Genomic DNA, 22,740 nt, shown 5'->3' on the forward strand with positions numbered 1-22,740 from the left:
CGCGCACCGCGATTCCCTTGCATGGCTGACCGCAGGACCCGCCTCGGCCCGATCACCGGCCTGCTTGGCGGCAGTTTCAATCCGGCCCATGGCGGGCACCGGCGCATCAGCCTGTTCGCGGCAGAGGCGCTGGGACTCGACGAGGTCTGGTGGCTGGTCTCGCCCGGCAATCCGCTGAAGCCCAGGGCCGGGATGGCGCCGCTGGCCGCGCGGGTGCTTTCGGCCCGCCGGCAGGCCCGCCGTGCGCCGATCCGGGTGACGGCGATCGAGCGTGAACTGGGTACGCGCTACACCGTCGATACGCTGAAAAAGCTGGTCCGGCGCTACCCGAAACGCCGCTTCGTCTGGCTCATGGGAGCGGACAATCTGGCCCAGTTCCATCAGTGGAAAGACTGGCGCGCCATCGCGAGACTCATGCCGATTGCGGTTATCGCGCGTCCGGGGTATGATGGGGATGCCTTCGCGAGCCCCGCGATGGTCTGGTTGGGGAGGTTCCGGAGGCCCCGTCCTAGTCTTCGTGGTCCGGAAAGGTGGAGCGCACCCGCGCTGGTGACATTGCGATTCGACCCCGATACGCGGTCGGCCACGGTTCTACGCCGGGCTGATCCGGAGTGGGCCCGGAAGCTGATGAACAGGCTTCCGCAGGCAGGCTCCGATACCGTGGAACATTGGGGCATCGATTCGCTCAGAGACGATGTCACCCACCGCCCGATACCCGGAGATGCAGCGTGAGCAGGCTTGATGCCTCTCGTTCGCATGCCGGAAATCCAATGATCAGATCGAGTGCGGCCGGGCATTTCATGCCCGGCCCGGTCGGTCGCTGAAAGGAGCAGACCCTACTTAAGATGCCACAGGCACAGATACAGCCGGCTTCAACCGGCGCAACGCCCCCGGCCATGGTCGAGTCAGACGACCCGCAATTGGCCCTCGTCCTGCAGTCCCTGGATGACGACCAGGCGCAGGACATCGTGACCATCGACCTCGCCGGCAAGTCGACGATCGCCGAATTCATGGTGATCGCTTCGGGCCGTTCGACCCGCCAGGTGGCGGCCATGGCCCAGAAACTCGGCGAACGCCTCAAGCAGGGTGGCTTCGGTCATTCCCGCATCGAGGGTCTGCCGGCAGCCGACTGGGTTCTGGTCGACGCAGGTGGCGTGATCGTTCACCTCTTCCGTCCGGAAGTGCGCAGCTTCTACAACCTTGAACGGATGTGGGGCTTCGACGGACCGTCGGGCGCGGCCTGAGCCGAATGCGGCTTGAGCCTTCATGGGCTCAGGCGGTAACGGCCCCGGGTTCCGATTGGAACGGACTGGGATCACCCGGCCGCTGAGTGCGGCCGGGATCCGGCTGAACCTCGCGGCGCGCCGCCCAGGCTGCGCCCGTGGTTGCCGCATTTCGCGTTTTTGCGCCTGAGATTGGGCACCCATGCTTCTGCATATCATCGCCCGCGGCAAGATCGCGCGTTCGCCGGAGGCGGAACTGCTCGATCGCTATGCCAAGCGGCTCACCTGGCCCTTCCGGCATAGCGAGTTGCCGGACGTGGGCGGTAAAGTGCCGCCGCCGGTGCAGACCCCCTTCCGCGAGGTCCTGCTGGACGAGCGCGGCAAAGTGATGAGTTCGGAGGAATTCGCAGCGCTGCTCGGGCGCTGGCGGGATGAAGGCGTGCGCGAATGCCGCTTTCTGATCGGCGCGGCCGACGGTCACGGTGACGAGGCCCGCGCCCAGGCCGATCACCTGCTGTGCTTCGGCAAGATGACCTGGCCTCATCTGATGGCCCGCGCGATGCTGGCCGAACAGCTCTGGCGCGCGACCGCGATTCTGGCGGGGCATCCGTACCACCGTTCGGGCTGAGCGAGAGGCGCGGCGGCGGCCATCGGTTTCGGTCTTCGCAGGCTGAATATCGCCCAGGAAAGCGCAAGGTTTCCTCTTTCCGCGGGACTCGCGCTGCCCTAATCATCCCCGCGTGAAGCCGGGACCACGCACTTTCATCGTCACTGCCTCCGCTGCCCTGGCAGTCGGAATGGCCGTGCTTGCCGGACAGGGGCTGACCCAGTCCGGGGCGCTGGCCGTGCTCGACCCGGCGGTGGACGCGACCCAGGCCCAGCGCGAGATGCTCGTCGCCCGAAAAGAGGGCGATGCGGCGCGCCGCCGCGCGGAAAAGCTGGAAGCCCGGGCCCGCGATGTTACTGAGCAGGCCGAACGGACCGCGCGGGAAACCGCCGCTGTCGCCGCGCGCATCCAGGAAACCGAAGCGGGAATCGCTGCGCAGCGCGCCCAGGTCCGGCTCATCGCCATCGAGCGCATCGACTTGCGCGAGCGTCTGGCGGAAAAACAGGCCCCGCTGGCGCGGCTGACAGGTTCGCTCCAGCGCCTGTCGCGCCGTCCGCCGCTCCTGGCCGTGCTGCGGCCGGGTTCGGTGCGCGACGCGGTCTATCTGCGCGCCTTGCTCGATACCATGCTGCCGGAAGTCGAGCGCCGCACCCGTGGGCTGCGCAGCGAGATCGAACGGGGCCGCGCACTGGAACAGCAGGCGCGGGCGGCCGGACGGCAGCTTGCGGAAATGGAGGGCGAGATGCGCCAGCGGCGCAAGGCCCTGGCCATTCTGGAATCCCGCCAGCGCCTTGCCGGGCGCGAGGCCAGCGGCATTGCCGCGCGCGAGGGCGAACGGGCGCTGGCCCTGGCGGAGAAGGCCCGCGATCTCGGCGACCTGGTGGACCGGATGGGCGAGCAGGGCGCGCTGCGCGAACAGCTCGCGGCGCTGCCCGGCCCGACGATGCGCCCCTTGCGACCGGAAGAAACGCGGGTGATCGAGGCGTCGCAATTCGTGCCCGTTCCCGAAGGGCTGGCCAGCTACATGCTGCCGGTGACGGGGCGGCTGGTGACAGGTTTCGGGGAAGTCCTGCCGGGACAGGCGCCCTCGCGCGGACTTTCGCTGGCGACACGGGCCAGCGCCCAAGTGGTGGCGCCGGCCGCCGGGCGCATCGCATTTGCCGGTCCCTATCGCGGCTATGGGCAGATCGTCATCATCGAGCATCGCGGCGGATGGACCTCGCTGATCACGGGGCTGACGCGGCTCGACGCGGACGTGGGCCGCCAGGTGGTGGCCGGGGCGCCCATCGGCACGACGGGGCCGCGCGATCCGCGCGTCATGGTCGAACTGCGCCGGCAGGGCGAAGCGGTGAATCCTCTACAATACATCCGTTCGCTATGAACGTTCCTTCGCGGCGCGCGGCAGCCTCTCCATTTCTGCCGCGTTCATTCTCGATCCTCTAGCCTCGCGACAGGTTTGCGCGTTCTTGGCAATTGTGCGCGCGGTCCTGTAGGATTACAGTCAGGAATTCCCCGGCCCCCGGCCGGCGTGACCCACGAAAAGGCCCCTAAGCCCGATGAAATTCGCACCCCTGATGCGCGCTGCCCTGCTGGTGTCGGCCGTTGCCGTCCTTCCTGCGGCGACGTCCGGTCTTGCCGCGGTGGACAGCCGCGTGAATCCAGAATTCAGCAAGCTTTTCACGATCTACGAACTGGTCAAGGCGAACTACGTAGATCAGGTTGACGACGACAAGCTCATCAAGGGCGCGATCGACGGCATGCTGGCCAGTCTCGACCCGCACTCCAACTACCTCGACGGCCCCTCGCTGCAGCGGCTGGAGACGATGATCGACGGCAATTACACCGGACTCGGCCTTTCGGTGGTCGAGGACGACGGCGCCGTGAAGATCGTCTCGCCGTTCAAGGGCAGCCCCGCGGAAAAGGCCGGGCTCAAGGCGGGCGATTACATCACTCATCTCGACGGCGTGCTCTATTACGAGCGCGACCTGGACGAGGCAGTGTCGAAGATGCGCGGCCAGGCCGGCACCTCGATCCGCCTGACGATCTACCGTCCCGGCCGCGACAAGCCTTTCGACGTCACCGTGACGCGCGGCGTGATCGAACTGGAACCGGTGACGTGGGAACTGAAGGACGACGTGGGCGTGATCTCGGTGAACGAGTTCTCGCGCGATGTCGGCAACTTCGTGAACAAGGGCATTGCCGATCTCAAGAAGCAGGCCGCGACCAAGGGCACCAAGCTCGATGGCCTGGTGCTCGACTTGCGCTCCAACCCCGGCGGTTCGCTGGACGAGGCCGTGGCGCTGTCCGACCTGTTCCTCGACAAGGGCGTGATCGTGTCGCAGCGCGGCCGCATCGCCAGCGAGAATCAGTATTACCGCGCGGAAACGATGTTCAAGGGCGATGCCGTGAAGGGCATGCCGATCGTGGTGCTGGTCGACGCGGGTTCGGCTTCGGCTTCCGAGATCGTCGCCGGCGCGCTCCAGGACCAGCATCGTGCCGTCGTCATGGGCGAGCGTACGTTCGGCAAGGGCTCTGTCCAGTCGTTCATCCAGCTGGATAAGAACAGCGCCGTGAAGCTCACCACCGCGCGCTACTTCACGCCTTCGGGCCATTCGGTTCAGGAGGGCGGCATCCTGCCCGACATCAAGGTGCCGCAGCTGTCCGACCCGGATGCGCGTTTGCGGGCCGAACGGGCGGTGCGCGAATCCGACCTTCGCGGCCACCTCATCAACGAGGCCTCGCTGGACGACAAGGAACTGGAGACCGACAAGGCGGACGATCCGCGCTTCAAGGCCTCTGCCGAAGAGCTGAAAAAGCAGGGTATCGACGACTTCCAGCTGACTTACGCCATCGACACGCTGCGCCGCACCGCGGGCAAGCCGGCGCTCGCCCGCTATACCGCGCCGCCCGCCACGGTTCCGCCCGTGCCCAAGACCGCGCAGAAGGACTGAGGCCGTCGTCATGACCGTTGCCGTTGCCGCTCCCTTGCGCGCCGCCCGCGCGCTTGCGCTGGCCGTACCCGTGGTCCTGCTGGGCGGGGCCTATGTCAGCCAGTATGTCTTCGGACTTCATCCTTGCGAGATGTGCTGGTGGCAGCGCTATCCGCACATGTTCGCCATCGTCTTCGCGGCGCTGGCGTTCTTCTGGCGTCCGGTCCGTCCGCTGGTGGCGGTGGCCGCAGTGGGCATCCTGACTTCGGGCCTGATCGGCGGCTACCATGCCGGCGTGGAATATGGCTGGTGGCAGGGCATGACCGCCTGCACTTCCACGTCTTTCGCGGCCGGGGTGGACCCGATGGACGCGATCCTCAATGCGCCGGTGATCCGCTGCGACGTCGCGCCCTGGACCCTGGGCGGCATTTCGCTGGCGGGCTTCAACTTCCTCATTTCCACCCTGGGTGCGCTGGCCGTGTTCGGCCTCGTCGCCCGCAGCCGCAAGGTTCCGTCATGACGTCATCGAAGGCCGCGCGGATGATTCGGGTCGATCAGGCCGGTGAATTCGGCGCGACGCGCATTTACGCGGGCCAGTTGGCGGTGATGGGCGCGCGCGCGCCGCACTCCACCGAGATCGCCGGCATGGCCGAGCAGGAGGCCGAGCATCAGGCGCGGTTCGACGCGATGATCGCCGAGCGGGGCGTGCGGCCTACCTTGCTTCAGCCCGTCTGGTCGGCGGCCGGCTATGCGCTGGGCGCCGCGACGGCGCTGATCGGGCCGGAAGCGGCCATGGCCTGCACCGCCGCGATCGAAACCGAGATCGACCGCCACTACAGCGAGCAGATCGAAGACCTGGGTGACGAGGATCCCGAACTGGGCGACGTGATCCGCAAGTTCCGGGACGAGGAACGCGAACACCGCGATGCCGCGCTGGCGGCAGGCGCGGAAAAGGCACCGGCCTATCCCCTGCTGTTCAACGCGATCCGTCTTGGTTGCCGGGTGGCGATCAAGCTCTCGGAAAGAATCTGAAATCCGCACGTTATACTGTCGACCAAGAAGGGCGGCATGTTACCTTAGAGCGTTCTCCAATCAGGTGGAATCACCTGATGACTCGGAAAACGTGACAAACCAGGAGCCTGGTGCAGTGGATCCGATGCATTCGGATCGGAATTGCTCCAGGATACCGTTCAAGGCTGCCGCGGCCATCTTGTGGCACCGCGAAGCCATCGACCAAAGCTGGAGCAATTCCATGACGCGCCTCCTGACGACCGCCGCAGCCCTGGCCACTTTCGGCGCCGCCTGCGGGCTGACCATGGGCGCGATGCCCGCCTTGGCGCAGGCGCCCCAGGTTGCCACGGACGATCTGGGTTCGGGCGACGAGAAGGTGAACCAGCTCATCGTCTACGGCGAAGACCCTTGCCCCGCCTCCTCCGGCAACGAGATCACCGTCTGCGCGCGCAAGGCCGAAGCGGAGCGCTTCCGCATTCCCGAGCCGCTGCGCGGCATCGATCGGCCGCAGTCGGAAGCCTGGAGCAATAAAGTGCAGGCTTATGAGACGGTCGGCGCGTTCGGCAACATGAGCTGCTCGCCGGTCGGCGCGGGCGGCGCTTCGGGTTGCACCCAGAAGCTGATCAACCAGGCCTATTCCGAAAGGAAGAACGGCTCGGAAGTGCAGTTCAGCAAGCTGATCGAGGCCGAGCGCGAAAAGCGCCTTTCCACCATCGATGAAGATGCCGCCGCCCAGCAGAAGCGCGTCGAGGAAGCCGAAAAGGCCTATTTCGACCAGCAGCGCCGCCAGCAGGCCGACGCCGACGCCAAGGCAGATGCCACCGACGTAGCCCTGCCGCAGCCGAAATCCCGGAAGTGACGACAGGCCGGGGCGGGGCGAGGTAAGCTCCCCCGGACCCCGGATCTCTCATCCGGCATGAGCGGCTGACGATTGCCGCTCTGCCTTCAGGCCGGCTCGAACGCGGTGGAAAGCGAAAGCGTTTCCCAAGCGTCCATCTGCTGTCCCACGAATGCGATCTGGTCGCGGGCGTAGTGCAGCGCGTCTTCGCCCAGGAACAGATGGAGCGGGGGCTCCGCTGCGTCGAGGGCGGCCAGGATAGCCTCGGCCCCGCGCGCGGGATCGCCCTTTTCGGCGCCGGCGCCCGCGGTGAGGCTGCGGCGCGCGAAATGAGCGCCGTCCTCGTAATCGGCGATGTCCTTCGCCGCGACCTTGAGGCCCGAGGCCGCGAATCCGGTGCGGAACCCTCCGGGCGCGACATTGGTCACGCGGATGCCAAAGGGGGCCACTTCCTGCGCCAGGGTCTGGCCCACGCATTCCAGCGCATATTTGCTGGCCCCGTAGACGCCGGTACCTGCCCAGGGCGCATGGCCGGACACCGAAGTGATGTTGACGACATGGCCCGCTCGCCGCATCCGCATGGCGGGGAGCACCGCCTGGATCATGCGGATCGCGCCGAAGACATTGATTTCGAACAGATCGCGCGCCTCGTCGATGGAGACTTCCTCGATCGCCCCGACCAGGCCGTAGCCGGCGTTGTTGAGCAGGCGGTCGATACCGCCGGTCAGCGTCTCGGCCCGGGCGACGGCAGCGCGAACCGAAGCATCGTCGGTCAGGTCCACCGAGAGGACATGGGCGCGGCCCGGTGCCAGCGCCTCGAACGCTGCGTCTCCGGCGCTGCGCGTCGTGCCGACCACCGAGTCTCCACGCGCCAGCGCCGCCTTCGCCACGGCCCGCCCGAGGCCGCCGCCGATGCCCGTGATGAGCCATTTCGTCATCTTCGATGTCCTTCAGGATTGCGCCGATCATGCTTTGCGGCGAGGATTGCTGCAGGCCGGTGCGGCCTCGATCAAGCGCATTGTAGGATCCGGGCCAATCCGCGCTCTTTGCGCTGGCAACCGCAATTGTTGCGGCAGCGCGCACGGCGGCGGGTGGCGCTTGACCTGTCCAAAGGCGCCATGCAGCCCATGAAGAAAGCAAGGGCGCGGAACGGCTTGGCGCCCTGAGCAAGTTGGGGTGGCAGCTTTGGCAGTTCACATCTTCGGTTCGATCAATCTCGATATCATCACGTCGCTGAACCATCTTCCACGGCCCGGCGAGACGGTCATGGCCACGGCAACGGCACGGCTGCCCGGCGGGAAGGGCGCGAACCAAGCGGTGGCGGCGGCGCGGATGGGCGCACAGACCCGCATGGTGGGCGCCGTGGGGGAGGGCGATTCGGGCAGCTGGATGCTCTCGCGCCTCAAGGCGGACGGCATCGATGTCAGCGGCGTCGCCACGCTGCCCGGCGTCGATACGGGCACGGCCTATATCGCCGTGGACTCGCTGGGAGAGAACCAGATCATCGTCGTGCCCGGCGCCAACGCCCGTCTGCGCGATGCCCTGCCCGTGGCCGAAGGCGTGCTGCTGGCCCAGCTGGAAGTGCCGGTTTCGGCGCTGCTTCCGGTCTTTGCCCGTTCAAAGGCGCTCCGCATCCTGAATGCCGCCCCGGCCGTGATCGAGGGCAGGGCGCTGTTCGAGCATGTCGACATCCTGATCGTCAACCAGCACGAGATGGCGGCATTCCTCGGCCTGGATGCGGCGCCGGTCAACGACGACATGGTCGCCGTCGCCGAGATCGCGCGCGGCCTGCTCTGCCGCGAGGGGCAGACCGTCATCGTCACGCTCGGCGCCGGGGGCGCGCTGGCCGTGCGCGCGGACGGGCAGCTCCACGTCCCCGCCCTACCGGTGATACCCGTAGACACCATCGGCGCGGGGGACTGCTTCTGCGGCGCGTTGGCGGCCTTGCTCGACGAGGGGCGCTGCCTGGAGGAAGCCCTGCCTTATGCCACCGTGGCCGCGGCGCTCTGCACCCTGGGCCAGGGCGCGGCACCGGCCATGCCGATGCGCGCGGCGGTGGAGGATCTGATCGGGCGGCCGGCAACAGAACATGCGCTGCCAATCAAGAAGCCTTCGGCGGCATCCCTAAGCTGACTTCGAGCGGTGCCGGACCAGATCCGGATCCAGGGGCCCGCCCCCAGACGACAGGCCAACAAGAGGACGCGATGAACCAGTTTCCCATGACGCCCTTCGGACTTCCTTCGGACAATGGCGGCAAGGACCTTGGCCTGTTCCTGCCGGTCGCCAACGGCGGCTGGATCCTGTCGAAGAACAAGCCCGAGCTTGACGGCTCCTATGCCTACAACCGCCAGTGCGCCGTGCTGGCCGAGGCGGCCGGCATGGACTTCATCATGTCGATGTCGAAGTTTCGCGGCTATGGCGGCGAGACGAAGCACTGGGATTCCTCGCTCGATCCGATCGTGCTCATGGCCGCGCTCAGCGAAGTGACGCGCAAGACCCGCATCGTCACCACGCTGCACACCCTGCTCCAGAATCCGGCCGTCGCCGCCAAGATGATGGCGACGCTCCAGCAGGTGAGCGGCGGCCGCGCGGGGCTGAATGTCGTGACCGGCTCCTACAAGGGTGAGTTCGCGCAGATGGGCGCCTGGCCTGAGGACGTGAATCACGACCAGCGCTACGATCTCGCCTACGAATGGGTCCGCGCGGTGAAGGCGCTGTGGAGCGAGGATTCTGTCACCATGAAGGGTGACTACTTCACTCTGGAAGATTGCGAATCCTGGCCCAAGCCGGAGCAGCGGCCATTCCTGGTCTGCGCCGGGTCTTCCGAGATCGGCATGCGGCTCACCTCGGAAGAGATGGATGCGATCTTCCTGTCGGGCGGCACCGCGCCGGAACTGGCCAGGAACAGCGACCGCGCCAAGATCATCGCCGCCGAATATGGCCGCAACATCCGCACGTATTCGATGATGACCCTGGTGATCGACGACAGCGATGCGGCGGCCAAGGCCCGCGCCGAACACTATGCCGCCGGGCTGGACGAAGGCGCGCTGGCGGGCATGATGCGCGCTTACGGCTTCCTCGATGCCGAGATCGGCAAGGAGAACGACTTCACCCGCAAGGCGCGCAGCTCGTTCATGTCCGCCCAGATCGTCGGCAGTGCGAAAAGCGTGACCGAACAGCTCGGCGAACTGCTCGACGCCTCGGGCACCGACGGCCTCATGCTGATTTTCGACGACTACCTGAAGGGGCTGCCGGTCTTCGGCGCCGAGATCCTGCCGGCCCTGCGCGAACGCTTCCCCGGCAAAGTCGCCGCGCCGGTGGCGGGCTGAGCCGATGGCCCCGATCCCGCCCCAGATCCCGCACTTGTGCACCGAAGACCTGCCGCACGTCGATCCGGCCGCACTGGCGGCGATGATCGATCCTGCGAAGACGGCCCTGGTCGTCATCGACATCCAGGTCGATTTCGCGGCGCCGCACGGCCTGCTCGGCGGCTACGGCGTCGACCTCTCATCCGCCGATGCGGCGATCGACAATTGCGAGAAGCTGGTGGCGGCGGCACGCGGCGCCGGGGCCACGGTTGCGCTGATGCGCGTCGTCACCAGCGCCGAAACGGATTCGCGGGCGCTCAAGACGCTGATGGCACGGCGCGGCCAGCCGGGCGGAGAGGCGATCTGCCGCGCCGAGGACGGCGGCGCGGACTATTACCGCATCTTCCCCGAGGCCGGTGACATCGAGATCGCCAAGCTGCTCTACGACGGTTTCCACGGCACCGACTTCGATGCGCAGCTGCGCGCGCGGGGCATCGAGACGCTGGTGATCTGCGGCCTCTCCACCGATTGCTGCGTGGACCAGACCGCGCGCTCGGCATTCCACCACGACTACGACGTGTTCCTCGTTTCCGATGCCAGCGCCGCCTACGAGCCGGGCCTTCACGAGAGCTCGCTCTCGGCGATGGAGAAGAACTGCGTCCTGCTGACCACCACCGGCGCGGTCGAGAACGCCTGGCGGGTCTGAGTCGCTTCACCGAGCCCTGCCGCCCCCATCCCAATCAGGAGCCGCCGCCCATGACCGTGACCACTCCCCCCCGCGGATCGAAGGGCGGCGTGCTGTTCGCCTGCACGCTCGGCAATTCCGTGAGCGTGACTCCGGCTGTCCACGCGGTCTTCGGGCTGTTCCTGGTGCCCTTGTCGGAGACGTTCGGCTGGAGCCGGGCGAGTATCTCCGGCGTCCTCGGCATCCTCGCCCTGGTGGGCGCGGTGACGTATCCGTTGATCGGCCGTCACATCGACCGGGCCGGCGCGCGCACGACGCTGCTCGTCGGCACCTTCGGGCTGGCGCTTTCCATCGCGGCGCTGGCTCTGACCAACGGCAGCCTCTTCCAGTTCTACGCCACGTTCACCGTGCTCGCGGCCTTCGGGGCGATGGCGGGGACGCCGATCTTCCAGAAAGTGATCGCTGACTGGTTCGACGAGAATCGCGGCACCGCACTCGGCATCAGCGCGGGCGGCGGCTGCGGGATCGGCTCGGTGGTGCTGCCGGTCATGGCGGCGGTGCTGGTGCAGACCTGGGGATGGCGTGCCGGCTACCTTGGCATCAGCGCCTTCATGCTGGTGGTGGCTCTGCCGCTGTTGTTCGTGCTGCTGCGCGATCGGGCCGCTTCGGGCGCGGCCGATACCATGCGCCTTCGCGAGGGGATGACTCTTGGCGAAGCAGCGCAGACGCCGATGTTCTGGCTGATCCTGCTGGCACTGGCGGCCGGGGCGGGCGGCACCACCGCGGTGTTCAGCCATGTCGTGCCGATCCTCTCCGATCGCGGCTTCTCGGTGGCGGCGGGCACGGCGGTCGTCAGCGTCTTCGCGCTCGTCACATCCGGCTGGCAGATCGCCACGGGACGGATCATGGACAAGATCCAGACCCCGCGCGTGGCCGTGCCGATGTATCTCATGGCCGTTGTGGGCCTGGTCCTGCTGGAAACCGCGCAAGGCATGCCGCTCCTGATCGCGGGCGGGGCGCTGCTCGGTATCGGCCTCGGCGGCCAGTTCGGCGCGCTGCCTTACTTCATCGCCCGCTATTTCGGCACCAGGCACTTCGGTTCGGTGATCGGCGCGATGTATTCGGCGGTCATCGCCGCGCAGGGGACGACGCCGATCCTGCTCGACCTGGTTTTCGACGCGCGCCATTCCTACCGCCCCGCGCTTGTCGGTGTCGGCGCCGCGCTGCTGGCAGGGGCGCTGCTGCTCATGCTGCTCCCCCGTTACGGCCGGGAGGCGGAAGGCGCGGATGCGGATGGGCCGCTTTTCGCCGCCGCGCACTGATCATACACGGAGCCCCGACTTTGGCCGACATGCCCGATCCCGTCCCGACTTTCGCCGATCCCGCCAAGGCGCCTTACGCCGTAAGCGAGGCGGAACGCGCCGCCATCGCCGCCGCCATCGACAGCTACGAGCTGGTCGAACTGGCGCTCACCCTTGGCAACATCCCCAGCCGATCGCGCGAGGAACTGGCGGCGGCCGAGTTCGTCCACGCCTGGATGGCGAAAGAGGGCTTCAACCCCCGCAAGGTCGGGGCCACGCCGGAACGTCCCAACGTGATCGGCGAGTACGGCGGCTCGGCCAGGGGAGGGGGACGCGGGGCGAACCTGCTGTTCACCGCTCACCTCGACACCGAATCGCCCAGCGGCCTGCCCGAGCACGACAAGTTCCGCTACCGCGATTCCACCCTGGCCGATCCCGAGTGGACGCAGTGCTGGCTGGACGAGGACGGCCGACTTCGCGGCTACCCGCTCAGCAACGATCGGGGCCCGATGTCCTGCTTCCTGATCGCCGCCAAGGCACTGAAGAAGGCGGGGATCGGCCTTTCCGGCAAGACCTGGCTCACCGCCTGCCCGGGAGAGATCGGCCCCGAGCCGATCGAGGAGTTTTCCGGCATCGGCTGGAACGGCAAGGACATCGGCGCGCATTACCTGTTCCACCACGGCGGCGTCGCGCCGGACTATGTCATTGCCGCGGAAGGCACGGACTTCGGGCTGTCCTGGCAGGGCTGCGGCTATGCGCTCTACCGCGTGCGGATCTTCGGGCAGGGCGTGTTCTCCCCGATCCTCGACGCTCCCGCCGACCCCCGTGCGCATCCCAACCCGATCTACCGCCTTGGCGCGGTGATCGAGGCGCTCCACGCCTGGGGCCTGAAGTTCGAGGCCGATTCCATCATGGAAACCGCCAGCGGCGCGATCCACCCCAAGGTCCAGATCGCCTCGGTTCGCGGCGGGATGCCGATAGACTTCGGCGCGGGCACGGAAGTCTGCGCGCTCTACATCGACGTCTCGCTCAACCCGCGCCAGAAGGCGGCCGATGCCTATCACGGCATCATGGAGGCCATGCGCGGCGTGGACGTGCAGGACTTCGACGTGGAGCCCATGGTCGTGCGCCACGGATTCGAGGCGCGGCCTACCGAAGTAGCGCCGCTGGTCGGTGCCGTGGATGCCGCCACGCGGCTGGCGCGCGGCACGGCGCTGGAGCCGGCGCACCCGGTGTTCTCCAGCATGTGGCGCGACCACAACGTGTTCAACATGCACCGGGTGCCCGCCGTCACCACCGGCATGCCGCGCTGGCGGCCGACGCCGGCGGACATGGCCTCCAGCGCGCTTGTCTATGCCCTCACCATGCTGGCCGTCTGCGGCCGCGGCGAGGCGCCCGCAGCGGCGGGAGGCACCAGCGTGTACGGGAATGAGACTCCCTTCGAATAGCTCTTTCGCGCACTCTTGCCGAGGGGGGCGGCGGCCGATAGACCTTTGTCATAAAGGTCGCCAAAGCCCCCGAAATTGGTCGCCCGACAGGGAAGGGTGCCACCCGCTTCTAGGTGGTTTCCGCTTGCGTATAACGACGAATGTCTATCCCAAGGAGCAAAGGCGCGACGCCTGGCGTTTTGCGCTCAAGCGGCTTTCGCTGACGCTGGACGAGGCGGACGACGCCACCCTCTACGGCGAACTGATCCAGTTCCGCGCCAGCACCGGCATCGACTTCATCCGCGTCACCGGCACGCCCCAGTCCTGGACCATCGACTTTCGCGATCGCCCTGCCACTTATTGGCTGGCCCTGGTGCTGGACGGCACCGCCACCGTGCGTGATTCCGAACAGGAACTGCGCCTTTCCGACGGCGAGATGATCTGCGGCCGGGGCGACAGCCCGGTGCACCTCTCGTTCTCGGGCGACAATCGCAGCCTGATCGTGCAGGTGCCGCACAGCGAACTCAGCGCCCGGCTCAAGACCCCGATCAGCGGGCCGCCGCGCAAGATCGCAACGGAAAGCGGCACGGCGCGGGTGTTCTCGGGCATGTTGCGCTCGCTGGCGGACACGATCTCGGACATCACCACCGACCAGGCCCGGCCGATCGAGCTGGCCTTTCCCGAATTCCTCGTCACCGGCCTGCTCGACAACGCCCCCGCCAAGGCCATGGGCGGCGCCGCGGGCATGCGCGCTGCGCTGCTGGAGCGGATCTTCCAGACCATCGAGATTCGCCTCTCCGACCCTGAGCTGAGCTATCAGCAGGTCGCCGCCGAGCACGGGATTTCGCCGCGCTATCTCCAGAAGCTGTTCGAATCGATCAACGACAGCTTCGGGCACTATGTGAAAGTGCGCAGGCTTGAACGCTGCCGGCTCGACTTGCGCAGCCCGCTGCACGTCCAGAAGTCGATTTCGGACATCCTGTTCGAATGGGGTTTCAACGACAGCGCCTCGTTCTCCCGCGCTTTCCGCGAGCAGTACGGTATTTCGCCCCGCGAATACCGCAAGGCGCCGCCGCAGGAGCAGGAGGCGGTCGAGCTGCTGCGCCGCGGTCGCCCCGGCCGCAAGGAGCGGGCCGCGCGAGTCGAGACGATGGAGAGCGAGCCGGAACTGACGGGAGAGGGCGAGGAGGCCGCCGGGCTGGCGGAAGCGCCGATGGGGCCGGCGCTGCTGGGCGATACCGGCATTTCGCGCCACCATCACTTGCCCGCCACGCCCGAGACCATTCACTGGGGCTATCTCAGCAAGGACCTGAAACCCGCGCTGCACATCCGCTCGGGCGATTTCGTGACGATCGAGGCCCTGACCCACCACGCCAACGACGATCATGAGCGCATGGTGGAGGGGGATCCGGGGGTAGAGAGCGTCTACCGCTGGGACGAGACCGGCAAGGCCGTGGACCGGCGCGGGGCAGGGCCGATGGATGCCAGCGCGGTCGGCCGCGGTCCGGGCGAGGGCTTCGGCGTGCACATCTGCACCGGGCCGATCCACATCGAGGAAGCCATGCCCGGCGATCTCGTCGAAGTGCGGATACTGGACCTCAAGCCCCGCCCCAGCGGCAATCCGCGCTTTGCCGGCAAATGCTTCGGCTCCAACGCGGCCACTTATTGGGGCTTCCACTATAACGACCTGCTGACCGAGCCGAAGATGCGCGAGGTCGTGACGATCTACGAAGTGGAAGCCGCAGGAGGCCGCCTGCCGACCGCGCACGCGGTCTACTCTTATCGCTGGACGCCGCAGGTGGACCCCTCGGGCGTGACTCATGCGCGCTATGACTATCCTGGAGTCCCGGTCGATCCCGCCTCCATCGAGCGCAATTACGACGTTCTGCGCAATGTCGAGATTCCGATCCGCCCGCATTTCGGCGTGATCGCGGTGGCGCCTGCCTATAACGGCCTCGTCGATTCGGTGCCTCCGGCCAGTTTCGGCGGCAATCTCGACAATTGGCGGACCGGGCCGGGCGCGCGGGTGTTCCTGCCCGTGCAGGTGCCCGGTGCGCTGCTGTCCCTGGGTGATCCCCATGCGTCGCAGGGGGACAGCGAGCTGTGCGGCACGGCCATCGAATGCTCGATGACCGGGCTTGTCCAGGTGATCCATCACAAGGCGGCGGGGCTGATGGAGCAGCTCAGGGATGTCGACTATCCGCTGATCGAGACAGAAACCGAGTGGGTGGTGATGGGCTTCAGCCACCCGAACTACCTGAAGGAACTGGGCGACGATGCGCAGAGCGAGGTCTACAAGCAATCCTCGATCGACGCCGCCATGCGCGACGCCTTCCGCAAGGCCCGCCGTTTCCTGATGACGGCCAAGCAGCTGACCGAAGACGAGGCGATCTCGCTGTTGTCGGTCGGCGTGGACTTCGGGGTGTCGCAGATCGTCAATGGCAACTACGGCGTTCACGCGGTGATCCGCAAGGCGCTGTTCACCAGCTAAGGCCCCTGTACCGCGCTATCGGCGCGGGGCCGGGGCCGCGGTCGGGACCGGCGAAGAGGCAGTAAAGCAATTATCTTGCGTTTTCCCGAAACATGCACTAAATGCACCCCGACAACCGGCGCGTAGGGTTCTTCCCTGCCGCAATCCGTGAGCAGCGTGAGGTCCCGATGCGGACCGGCCCGGACGAGCGGTTGTCCCTTTGAACCAGCTTCCTTCTTCACGCAGGGTCGCCCGTAACGACACCTTGCTGTGTGCGCGGGCTAAGTACCTTCCGCGTGCCCCGCACCTTGTGAAAGTGACACATGTCCTATTTTTCCGAACTTGGTCTGGCCGAGCCGATCCTCCGTGCGCTCGCGGCCAAGGGCTACACCGATCCTTCGCCGATTCAGCGCCAGGCCATTCCCGCGCTTCTCGAAGGTCGTGACATCCTCGGCATCGCGCAGACCGGCACCGGCAAGACCGCCGCGTTCTCGCTGCCTTCGCTGCACCGCCTGGCGAACGACCCCAAGCCGCGCACCAATGCCGGCTGCCGCATGCTCGTGCTCTCGCCGACCCGCGAACTCGCGGCCCAGATCGCCGAGAACATGCGCGGCTATGCCAAGTTCCTGAACCTCTCGGTCCAGTGCATCTTCGGCGGCGTGCCTGCCGGCAAGCAGGCCCGTGCGCTCGAGCGCGGCACCGACATTCTCGTCGCCACCCCCGGCCGCCTGCTCGACCTGATCGACAGCCGCGCCCTGACGCTGCGCCATGTCGAGATCTTCGTGCTCGACGAAGCCGACCAGATGATGGACCTCGGCTTCATCGTTCCGCTGAAGCGGGTCGCGAACCTTCTGCCCAAGCAGCGCCAGAGCCTGTTCTTCTCGGCCACCATGCCGCAGGCGATCGCCGAACTGGGCAAGCAGTTCATCAACAACCCGGTGAAGGTCGAAGTCGCCCCGCAGTCGACCACGGCCGAGCGCGTCGAGCAATATGCCACCTTCATCAACCAGGCCGAAAAGCAGGCGCTGCTGACCATCAGCCTGCGTGACGGCCTGGCCGAAGACGCAGCCGAGAAGGCCGAGCACGGCGCGATCGACCGCGCACTGGTCTTCACCCGCACCAAGCACGGCGCCGACCGCGTGGTCCGCCATCTCGTCGCGGCCGGCATTCCTGCCGCTGCCATCCATGGCAACAAGAGCCAGGCCCAGCGCACCGCCGCGCTCGGCGGCTTCCGCCAGGGCACCGTGCGCGTGCTCGTGGCCACTGACATCGCCGCCCGCGGCATCGACGTCAGCGGCGTGAGCCACGTCTACAACTTCGAAATCCCGAACGTTGCCGAACAGTACGTCCACCGCATCGGCCGCACCGCGCGCGCCGGCGCCGATGGCGTTGCGATCAGCTACGTCGCGCCGGACGAGAAGCCCTATATCCGCGACATCGAGAAGCTGACCCGCGTCAAGCTGGCCGCTCTCAGCCTGCCCGAGGACTTCCAGAAGCAGGCTGCGCGCCTTCCCGCGCCCTCGCGCCAGGCTCCGGCCGCACCGCAGGGCAACGGTCGTGGTCGTCCGGGCGAAGGCCGCCGCGACGGTGGCCGTGGTGGCAACCGCAGCCAGCAGCCGCGCGGTGACCGCCGCGACCGTCCGCATGGTGATCGTCCGCATGGTGACCGCCCCCAGGGCGACCGTCCCCAGGGCGAGCGTACCGAGCGCCGCGGTGACGAGCGTCGCCGCGACGATCGTCCGCGCAGCGATGCACCGCGTGGCGATCGCCGCGAGCATGGTGGCGAGGAAGGCGAGCGCAAGCGCAGCTTCCGTCCGCGTGGCGGCAAGACCGTCGGCACGCACAAGGGTGCCGTCCGCCGCGCCAGCTGATCCGCGAATGAAAAAGGCCGGCCCCCATGCGATGACATGGGGGCCGGCCTTTCAATTCATCGAAAAGGGCCCCCTGCCTTCGGCACGGGGCCCTTTTCCTTATGCCTCTCCGGCAACTCCATCGGCGCCGCCATCTTCGTCGATGCGGGAGACGAGTATCTTGTCGATCTTCAGGCCGTCCATGTCGACGACCTCGAAGCGCCAGCCGCGGTCGGCGAAGAACTCGCCCTCGCGCGGGACTTTCTTGAGCGCGGCCAGGATGTAGCCGGCGGCGGTCGCATATTCGCGGTCGTCGGGCAGGGTCATGGCCAGGCGGTCGGCCAGGGCGTCGGCCGGCATCGCGCCGGAAACGAGCAACGAACCGTCCTCGCGCTCCACGACCATCGGCTCGTCGCCCTCGTCCTGGTGGCCCACGAATGTACCGGCAAGCGCGGCCAGCATGTCGGACGTGGTGACCAGGCCTTCGAGATGGCCGTATTCGTCATGGACCACCGCCATCGTCACTTCCGCCAGCTGCAGCTTGCGCAAGGCGTCCATGGCGTCGAGCTGGTCGGGGATGACCTCGGCCTTCTTCATCATCGCGGCAATCGCGACCGGGCGCCCCTCGACGAGCGCGGCCAGGGCCTCGCGCACCTTGAGGATACCCATGATATTGTCGGGCGATCCTTCCTCGGCCACCGGCAGCATCGAATGCGGCGAGGATTCGATCTTGGCGCGCAGCGCTTCCTCGCTGGCGTTGACGTCGATCCAGTCGATCTGGTTGCGCGGCGTCATCAGTTCGCGAACCGGCCGTTCGGCCAGGCGCATGACGCCGGTCATCATCGCGCGCTCTTCCTCTTCGATCACGCCCGAACGGGTCGCTTCGGCGAAGATCATCTGGAGTTCCTCGGCAGTGAGCTGTTCCTGCCCGCCGCCGCGGATCGAGAAGAGGCGCAGGATCAGGCCTGAGGACTTGTCCAGCAGCCACACGAAGGGCGCCATGATCCGGGCCAGCCAGGCCATGGGCCGGGCCATGACGATGGCGACCGGCTCGGCCATGCGCAGCGCCAGCTGCTTGGGCACCAGTTCGCCCACGACGAGGCTGGCGAACGTGGTGGCGATGATGACCAAGGTGAAGCCAGCTTCGCCCGCGAAGCGCGCCGGAACGCCCATCGCGGCAAGCCGTTCGCCCACCGGACCGCCCAGGCTGGCACCCGAATAGGCGCCGGCGATGATGCCGATCAGGGTGATGCCGATCTGAACGGTGCTGAGGAACTTGCCGGGGTCCGCCGCCAGTTCGAGCGCGGTGCGCGCGGCGCCGCTGCCCTTGTCGGCGGAGACTTTCAGCCGCGCGGAGCGTGCGGACACGATGGCCAGCTCGGACATGGAAAACAGGCCGTTGAGCAGGATCAGGCCGGCGATGATGAGGAGGTCGGTCCAGGGAAATGGTGTCACAGTACCTCAGCGCTAGCAGAAATCGCCGCAAGTGCGAAGCGCGTGTTGCGCTTGGACATAATCGTCACGGGCGGGAAACACCGCTTGGACAGAAACGATGGAACCGACGCGGGCGGGAACCCAAGCGGACAGTGATCGTTTCGCCGGGATCAGCCATCTGTTATTCATGTGCACTATAACACAGACGTGCCTGGAAGTGTTTCTGAACAGGAGGGAAGACCATGAAGAAATCACGCCTGATGACCTCCGCCCTTGCCGCGCTTTCGCTTGTCGCGGTTTCGGCGTGCGTCACCGATCCGAACACGGGTGAGAAGAAGGTGTCGCGCACGGCCATCGGCGGCGCTGGCGGCGCCGGCCTCGGCTACCTCCTGGGCAGCGTGATCGGCGGCAAGACCGCCCGCATCGTCGGTGCCGGCATCGGCGGCGTGGCCGGCGGTGTCGTCGGCTACCAGATGGACAAGCAGATCAAGGAACTGAAGGAAGACACCGCCGGTTCGGGCATCGACGTCACCCAGGAGGGAGACGGCATCCTGGTGAACCTGCCGGACGTGACTTTCGCGGTCAATTCCACCGAGATCAGCCCCTCGTTCCAGGCCGCGCTCGACAACGTGGCGCAGAGCATGACGAAGTATCCGGACAGCCTGATCGACGTTTACGGCCACACCGATTCGACCGGGTCCGACACCTACAACCTCGATTTGTCCAAGCGCCGCGCCGATTCGGTGGCACGCTACCTGATCATGCGCCGCGTGGCCTCTTCGCGCATCCAGACCCAGGGCATGGGCAAGAACTACCCCGTGGCGGACAACACCACCCCGGAAGGACGCGCCAAGAATCGCCGCGTCGAAATCAAGATCACGCCGGTCACGCAGGACGAAGCTGCCGCCGCGCACTGATAAGGGATTTCCGCGAAAGCGGGATCGGGGAAGGGGTCGGCCGCAAGGTCCGGCCCCTTTTTACATGCGGGCGCCCGGCACCGGCTCCGGCCTGAAAGCCTACGCCGAGTAGCGACGCGCCCGGTCCGCCAGCCGCTCCACCGCCGCCTCGTGAATCGCCGGAGAGCTTACCATCACCCCGAAAGCGCGAGGGTCGTGCTTGTTGTAGTTGAGCGGCTTGCCGAAAGCGTCAGTGACGGAGGCCCCCGCTTCGCGCGCGATCAGCCCGGCGGCGGCGATGTCCCATTCGTAGCCCCATCGCAGGGTCGTCAGGAGGTCCGCCTCGTCGGCCGCGACCATGGCCATGCGCAGGGCGATGGAGTTCGGCTGGTCCACCAGGACGAGATCGGCATCCTCGGGTGCCAGCTTCTTTGCCGGAACCCGCGCACCGGCAAGGGCTGCGCGGTGGCTGGCCTGCAGGCGTTCGCCGTTTCGCCAGCTTCCCTTGCCGGCCTCGCCATACCAGAACTCGCCCCCGGCCTCGCGCGCCCGGGCCGGTGCATGGAGCAAGCCGATCAGCGGGCGCCGCGTATTGACCAGCGCCACGGACACCGCCCAACCGGTGCGGCCGGCGATGAAATCGCGGGTCCCGTCGATCGGGTCCACCAGCCAGACAAGCTCGTGCCCCTGTCGTGCCGGCGAATCCGCCGTCTCTTCCGAGAGCCACCCGGCCGAGGGCAGCAAGCCGGACAATTCCCGCTTGAGGAAGGAATCCACCTCGATGTCGGCGACGCTCACCGGGCTGCCGGGGGTTTTTTCCCAATGTTCCAGGACGTGGCCGTCGCCGGGCCAGCCGGCCATGGCGATCCGGCCCGCTTCACGGACAATGGCTTCCAGTCTGTCGCGATCGATCATGCGCGAGTCGTTCTCGTTATTCGGGCGATCTGAGTGCTCGCGCGATCCCATTGCGCAGGGAACGGGACTTTTCAAGCGCGCAGGGATGTGCTTATGCGGCCGGGATCAAGTTCGGGGTCCCTCCCGCGCTTTTGGACAACTCCTTTCCTCGGACACTCCAGCAGAAAGCGATTTCAGCGATGAACATTCACGAATACCAGGCGAAGGAACTGCTCGCGAAGTACGGCGTCGGCATTCCGGCCGGCATTGCCGCCCTCACCGTCGAGGAAGCGGTTGCAGCTGCCAAGCAGCTCCCCGGACCGCTCTATGTCGTGAAAGCCCAGATTCATGCCGGCGGCCGCGGCAAGGGCAAGTTCAAGGAACTCGGCGCCGACGCCAAGGGCGGCGTGCGTCTTGCCAAGTCGGTCGAGGAAGTCGAAGCCTTCGCCCAGGAAATGCTCGGCAACACCCTCGTCACCGTGCAGACGGGTGATGCCGGCAAGCAGGTGAACCGCCTCTACGTCACCGACGGCGTCGACATCGCCAGCGAATATTACCTCTCGATGGTCGTCGACCGCGCTTCCAGCCGCGTCGCCATGATCGTCTCGACCGAGGGCGGCATGGACATCGAGGATGTTGCTCACAACACCCCCGAGAAGATCACCACCGTCACCATCGACACCGCCGCCGGCTTCCAGCCGCACCACGGCCGTGCCGTCGCTTTCGCTCTCAAGCTGACCGGCGACCTCAACAAGCAGGCGCAGAAGATCGCCAAGCAGCTTTACGAGGCCTTCGTGGCGCTCGATTGCGACATGCTCGAAATCAACCCGCTCGTCGAAACCAAGGACGGCAACCTGCTCGTCCTCGACACCAAGATGAGCTTCGATTCGAACGCGCTCTACCGTCACCCCGACGTGCAGGCCCTGCGCGACGAGACCGAGGAAGATCCGGCGGAAGTCGAAGCCTCGAAGTACGACCTGGCCTACATCAAGCTCGATGGCGACATCGGCTGCATGGTCAACGGTGCYGGCCTCGCCATGGCGACGATGGACATCATCAAGCTCAATGGTTCGTTCCCGGCCAACTTCCTTGACGTTGGCGGCGGCGCCACCAAGGAAAAGGTGACCGCGGCGTTCAAGATCATTCTGCGCGATCCGAACGTGAAGGGCATCCTCGTCAACATCTTCGGCGGCATCATGAAGTGCGACGTCATCGCCGACGGCATCGTTGCCGCCGCGAAGGAAGTGAACCTTTCGGTTCCCCTCGTCGTTCGCCTCGAAGGCACCAACGTCCAGCAGGGCAAGGACATCCTGGCCAACTCGGGCCTGCCGATCGTCCCCGCCAACGACCTGGGCGATGCCGCCAAGAAGATCGTGGCAGAGGTCAAGAACGTCGCCTGACAGGGCCCCGTTTCTTGGATCTTGCACGATCCCGTGATGGATAATGCAGCGGCGGGGGTTTCCGGACCCCCGCCGTTTGCGTTTGAAGCGCGCAGGAAGCCGGCCTTTTCGGCTTCATAGTAATTCTGGGCCTCCGATTTCTGCCGGGGCGATGCGCAATCTCGCGGATTTGCGATATGGCGCGCTTTGTAGCCCACGCTGGGCTCATCTCGCTGCGGCAGGTCTTGACGCTTACGTCAATTGCCTATTAGGCGGGCCTTGAGTGGATTTAATCGAGCGGCTAAACACGCCGTGCCTGAAACTGAGAGGACCCGATCAGATGAAGATCCTCGTGCCCGTAAAGCGGGTGATCGACTATAACGTGAAGCCCCGCGTGAAGGCGGATGGCACGGGTGTTGACCTGGCCAACGTCAAGATGAGCATGAACCCGTTCGACGAGATCGCGGTGGAAGAAGCCATCCGCATC

The 22,740-nt window shown here is 66.7% G+C and carries 20 protein-coding genes and 1 pseudogene; 18 read left to right on the forward strand and 3 right to left on the reverse strand.

What is annotated here, in order from left to right:
- The first annotated feature begins 21 nt into the window (after positions 1-21).
- The 8 genes from AB4Z00_RS20970 (at position 22) to AB4Z00_RS21005 (ending at position 6,630) form a co-directional block, all read left to right on the forward strand.
- Positions 22-732: a nicotinate-nucleotide adenylyltransferase gene (locus tag AB4Z00_RS20970; protein ID WP_442047072.1), complete on the forward strand. Its 711-nt coding sequence runs from the start codon at positions 22-24 to the stop codon at positions 730-732.
- Between the two features lie 164 nt (positions 733-896).
- Positions 897-1,244 (forward strand): ribosome silencing factor, encoded by a 348-nt coding sequence (rsfS, locus tag AB4Z00_RS20975; RefSeq protein WP_132264347.1) that lies wholly within the window; start codon positions 897-899, stop codon positions 1,242-1,244.
- 181 nt (positions 1,245-1,425) lie between these two features.
- The gene (locus AB4Z00_RS20980) at positions 1,426-1,851 is read left to right on the forward strand and encodes a 23S rRNA (pseudouridine(1915)-N(3))-methyltransferase RlmH (RefSeq protein ID WP_132264349.1); all 426 of its coding nucleotides are present in this window, start codon (positions 1,426-1,428) and stop codon (positions 1,849-1,851) included.
- Between the two features lie 112 nt (positions 1,852-1,963).
- Positions 1,964-3,211, forward strand: a complete 1,248-nt coding sequence (locus AB4Z00_RS20985; protein ID WP_442047073.1) for a murein hydrolase activator EnvC family protein — start codon at positions 1,964-1,966, stop codon at positions 3,209-3,211.
- 175 nt (positions 3,212-3,386) lie between these two features.
- Entirely contained in the window at positions 3,387-4,781 is a 1,395-nt protein-coding gene (locus tag AB4Z00_RS20990) for a S41 family peptidase (RefSeq protein ID WP_132264353.1), read from the forward strand.
- 10 nt (positions 4,782-4,791) lie between these two features.
- The gene (locus AB4Z00_RS20995; protein WP_442047074.1) at positions 4,792-5,280 is read left to right on the forward strand and encodes a disulfide bond formation protein B; all 489 of its coding nucleotides are present in this window, start codon (positions 4,792-4,794) and stop codon (positions 5,278-5,280) included.
- Positions 5,277-5,792, forward strand: coding sequence for a demethoxyubiquinone hydroxylase family protein (locus AB4Z00_RS21000; protein WP_132264356.1), 516 nt, complete (start codon positions 5,277-5,279; stop codon positions 5,790-5,792). The genes AB4Z00_RS20995 and AB4Z00_RS21000 overlap by 4 nt, the downstream gene beginning before the upstream one ends.
- A gap of 220 nt (positions 5,793-6,012) precedes the next feature.
- Positions 6,013-6,630, forward strand: coding sequence for a hypothetical protein (locus AB4Z00_RS21005; RefSeq protein ID WP_132264358.1), 618 nt, complete (start codon positions 6,013-6,015; stop codon positions 6,628-6,630).
- Between the two features lie 86 nt (positions 6,631-6,716).
- Here the strand turns inward: AB4Z00_RS21005 and AB4Z00_RS21010 are convergent, their stop codons facing one another.
- Complete coding sequence (locus AB4Z00_RS21010) at positions 6,717-7,547, reverse strand: oxidoreductase (protein WP_442047075.1); 831 nt, start codon at positions 7,545-7,547, stop codon at positions 6,717-6,719.
- A 238-nt stretch (positions 7,548-7,785) separates the two neighbouring features.
- Between AB4Z00_RS21010 and AB4Z00_RS21015 the strand changes: the two genes are divergently transcribed.
- The 7 genes from AB4Z00_RS21015 (at position 7,786) to AB4Z00_RS21045 (ending at position 17,671) form a co-directional block, all read left to right on the forward strand.
- Positions 7,786-8,742, forward strand: a complete 957-nt coding sequence (locus tag AB4Z00_RS21015) for a ribokinase (RefSeq protein WP_442047076.1) — start codon at positions 7,786-7,788, stop codon at positions 8,740-8,742.
- A gap of 71 nt (positions 8,743-8,813) precedes the next feature.
- A complete protein-coding gene (locus tag AB4Z00_RS21020) occupies positions 8,814-9,938 on the forward strand; it encodes an LLM class flavin-dependent oxidoreductase (RefSeq protein WP_314467748.1) in 1,125 nt (374 codons plus the stop codon).
- Positions 9,939-9,942: 4 nt separating this feature from the next.
- Entirely contained in the window at positions 9,943-10,623 is a 681-nt protein-coding gene (locus AB4Z00_RS21025; protein ID WP_442047077.1) for a cysteine hydrolase family protein, read from the forward strand.
- 50 nt (positions 10,624-10,673) lie between these two features.
- Entirely contained in the window at positions 10,674-11,924 is a 1,251-nt protein-coding gene (locus AB4Z00_RS21030; RefSeq protein ID WP_132264366.1) for an MFS transporter, read from the forward strand.
- Positions 11,925-11,953: 29 nt separating this feature from the next.
- Positions 11,954-13,351 carry a peptidase M20 gene (locus tag AB4Z00_RS21035; RefSeq protein WP_442047086.1) on the forward strand — a complete coding sequence of 466 codons (1,398 nt, stop codon included), beginning with the start codon at positions 11,954-11,956 and terminating at the stop codon, positions 13,349-13,351.
- Positions 13,352-13,475: 124 nt separating this feature from the next.
- Positions 13,476-15,821 carry an acetamidase/formamidase family protein gene (locus AB4Z00_RS21040; protein ID WP_442047078.1) on the forward strand — a complete coding sequence of 782 codons (2,346 nt, stop codon included), beginning with the start codon at positions 13,476-13,478 and terminating at the stop codon, positions 15,819-15,821.
- 302 nt (positions 15,822-16,123) lie between these two features.
- A complete protein-coding gene (locus tag AB4Z00_RS21045; RefSeq protein ID WP_314467740.1) occupies positions 16,124-17,671 on the forward strand; it encodes a DEAD/DEAH box helicase in 1,548 nt (515 codons plus the stop codon).
- Between the two features lie 99 nt (positions 17,672-17,770).
- Here the strand turns inward: AB4Z00_RS21045 and AB4Z00_RS21050 are convergent, their stop codons facing one another.
- Positions 17,771-19,105, reverse strand: a complete 1,335-nt coding sequence (locus tag AB4Z00_RS21050; protein WP_442047079.1) for a hemolysin family protein — start codon at positions 19,103-19,105, stop codon at positions 17,771-17,773.
- Positions 19,106-19,326: 221 nt separating this feature from the next.
- Here AB4Z00_RS21050 and AB4Z00_RS21055 point away from each other — a divergent pair, with 221 nt between their 5' ends.
- Positions 19,327-20,001 carry an OmpA family protein gene (locus tag AB4Z00_RS21055; protein ID WP_132264374.1) on the forward strand — a complete coding sequence of 225 codons (675 nt, stop codon included), beginning with the start codon at positions 19,327-19,329 and terminating at the stop codon, positions 19,999-20,001.
- Positions 20,002-20,100: 99 nt separating this feature from the next.
- Here the strand turns inward: AB4Z00_RS21055 and AB4Z00_RS21060 are convergent, their stop codons facing one another.
- The gene (locus AB4Z00_RS21060) at positions 20,101-20,895 is read right to left on the reverse strand and encodes a 3'(2'),5'-bisphosphate nucleotidase CysQ (RefSeq protein WP_442047080.1); all 795 of its coding nucleotides are present in this window, start codon (positions 20,893-20,895) and stop codon (positions 20,101-20,103) included.
- A gap of 179 nt (positions 20,896-21,074) precedes the next feature.
- Between AB4Z00_RS21060 and sucC the strand changes: the two genes are divergently transcribed.
- Both sucC and AB4Z00_RS21070 read left to right on the forward strand, forming a co-directional pair.
- Positions 21,075-22,274 carry an ADP-forming succinate--CoA ligase subunit beta gene (gene sucC, locus AB4Z00_RS21065; RefSeq protein WP_134094797.1) on the forward strand — a complete coding sequence of 400 codons (1,200 nt, stop codon included), beginning with the start codon at positions 21,075-21,077 and terminating at the stop codon, positions 22,272-22,274.
- A 319-nt stretch (positions 22,275-22,593) separates the two neighbouring features.
- Positions 22,594-22,740, forward strand: a pseudogene (locus AB4Z00_RS21070) (electron transfer flavoprotein subunit beta/FixA family protein); the annotation flags it as partial.

Source organism: Novosphingobium sp. YAF33 (assembly GCF_052113265.1).
In the GTDB taxonomy this organism is placed as follows: Bacteria; Pseudomonadota; Alphaproteobacteria; order Sphingomonadales; family Sphingomonadaceae; genus Novosphingobium.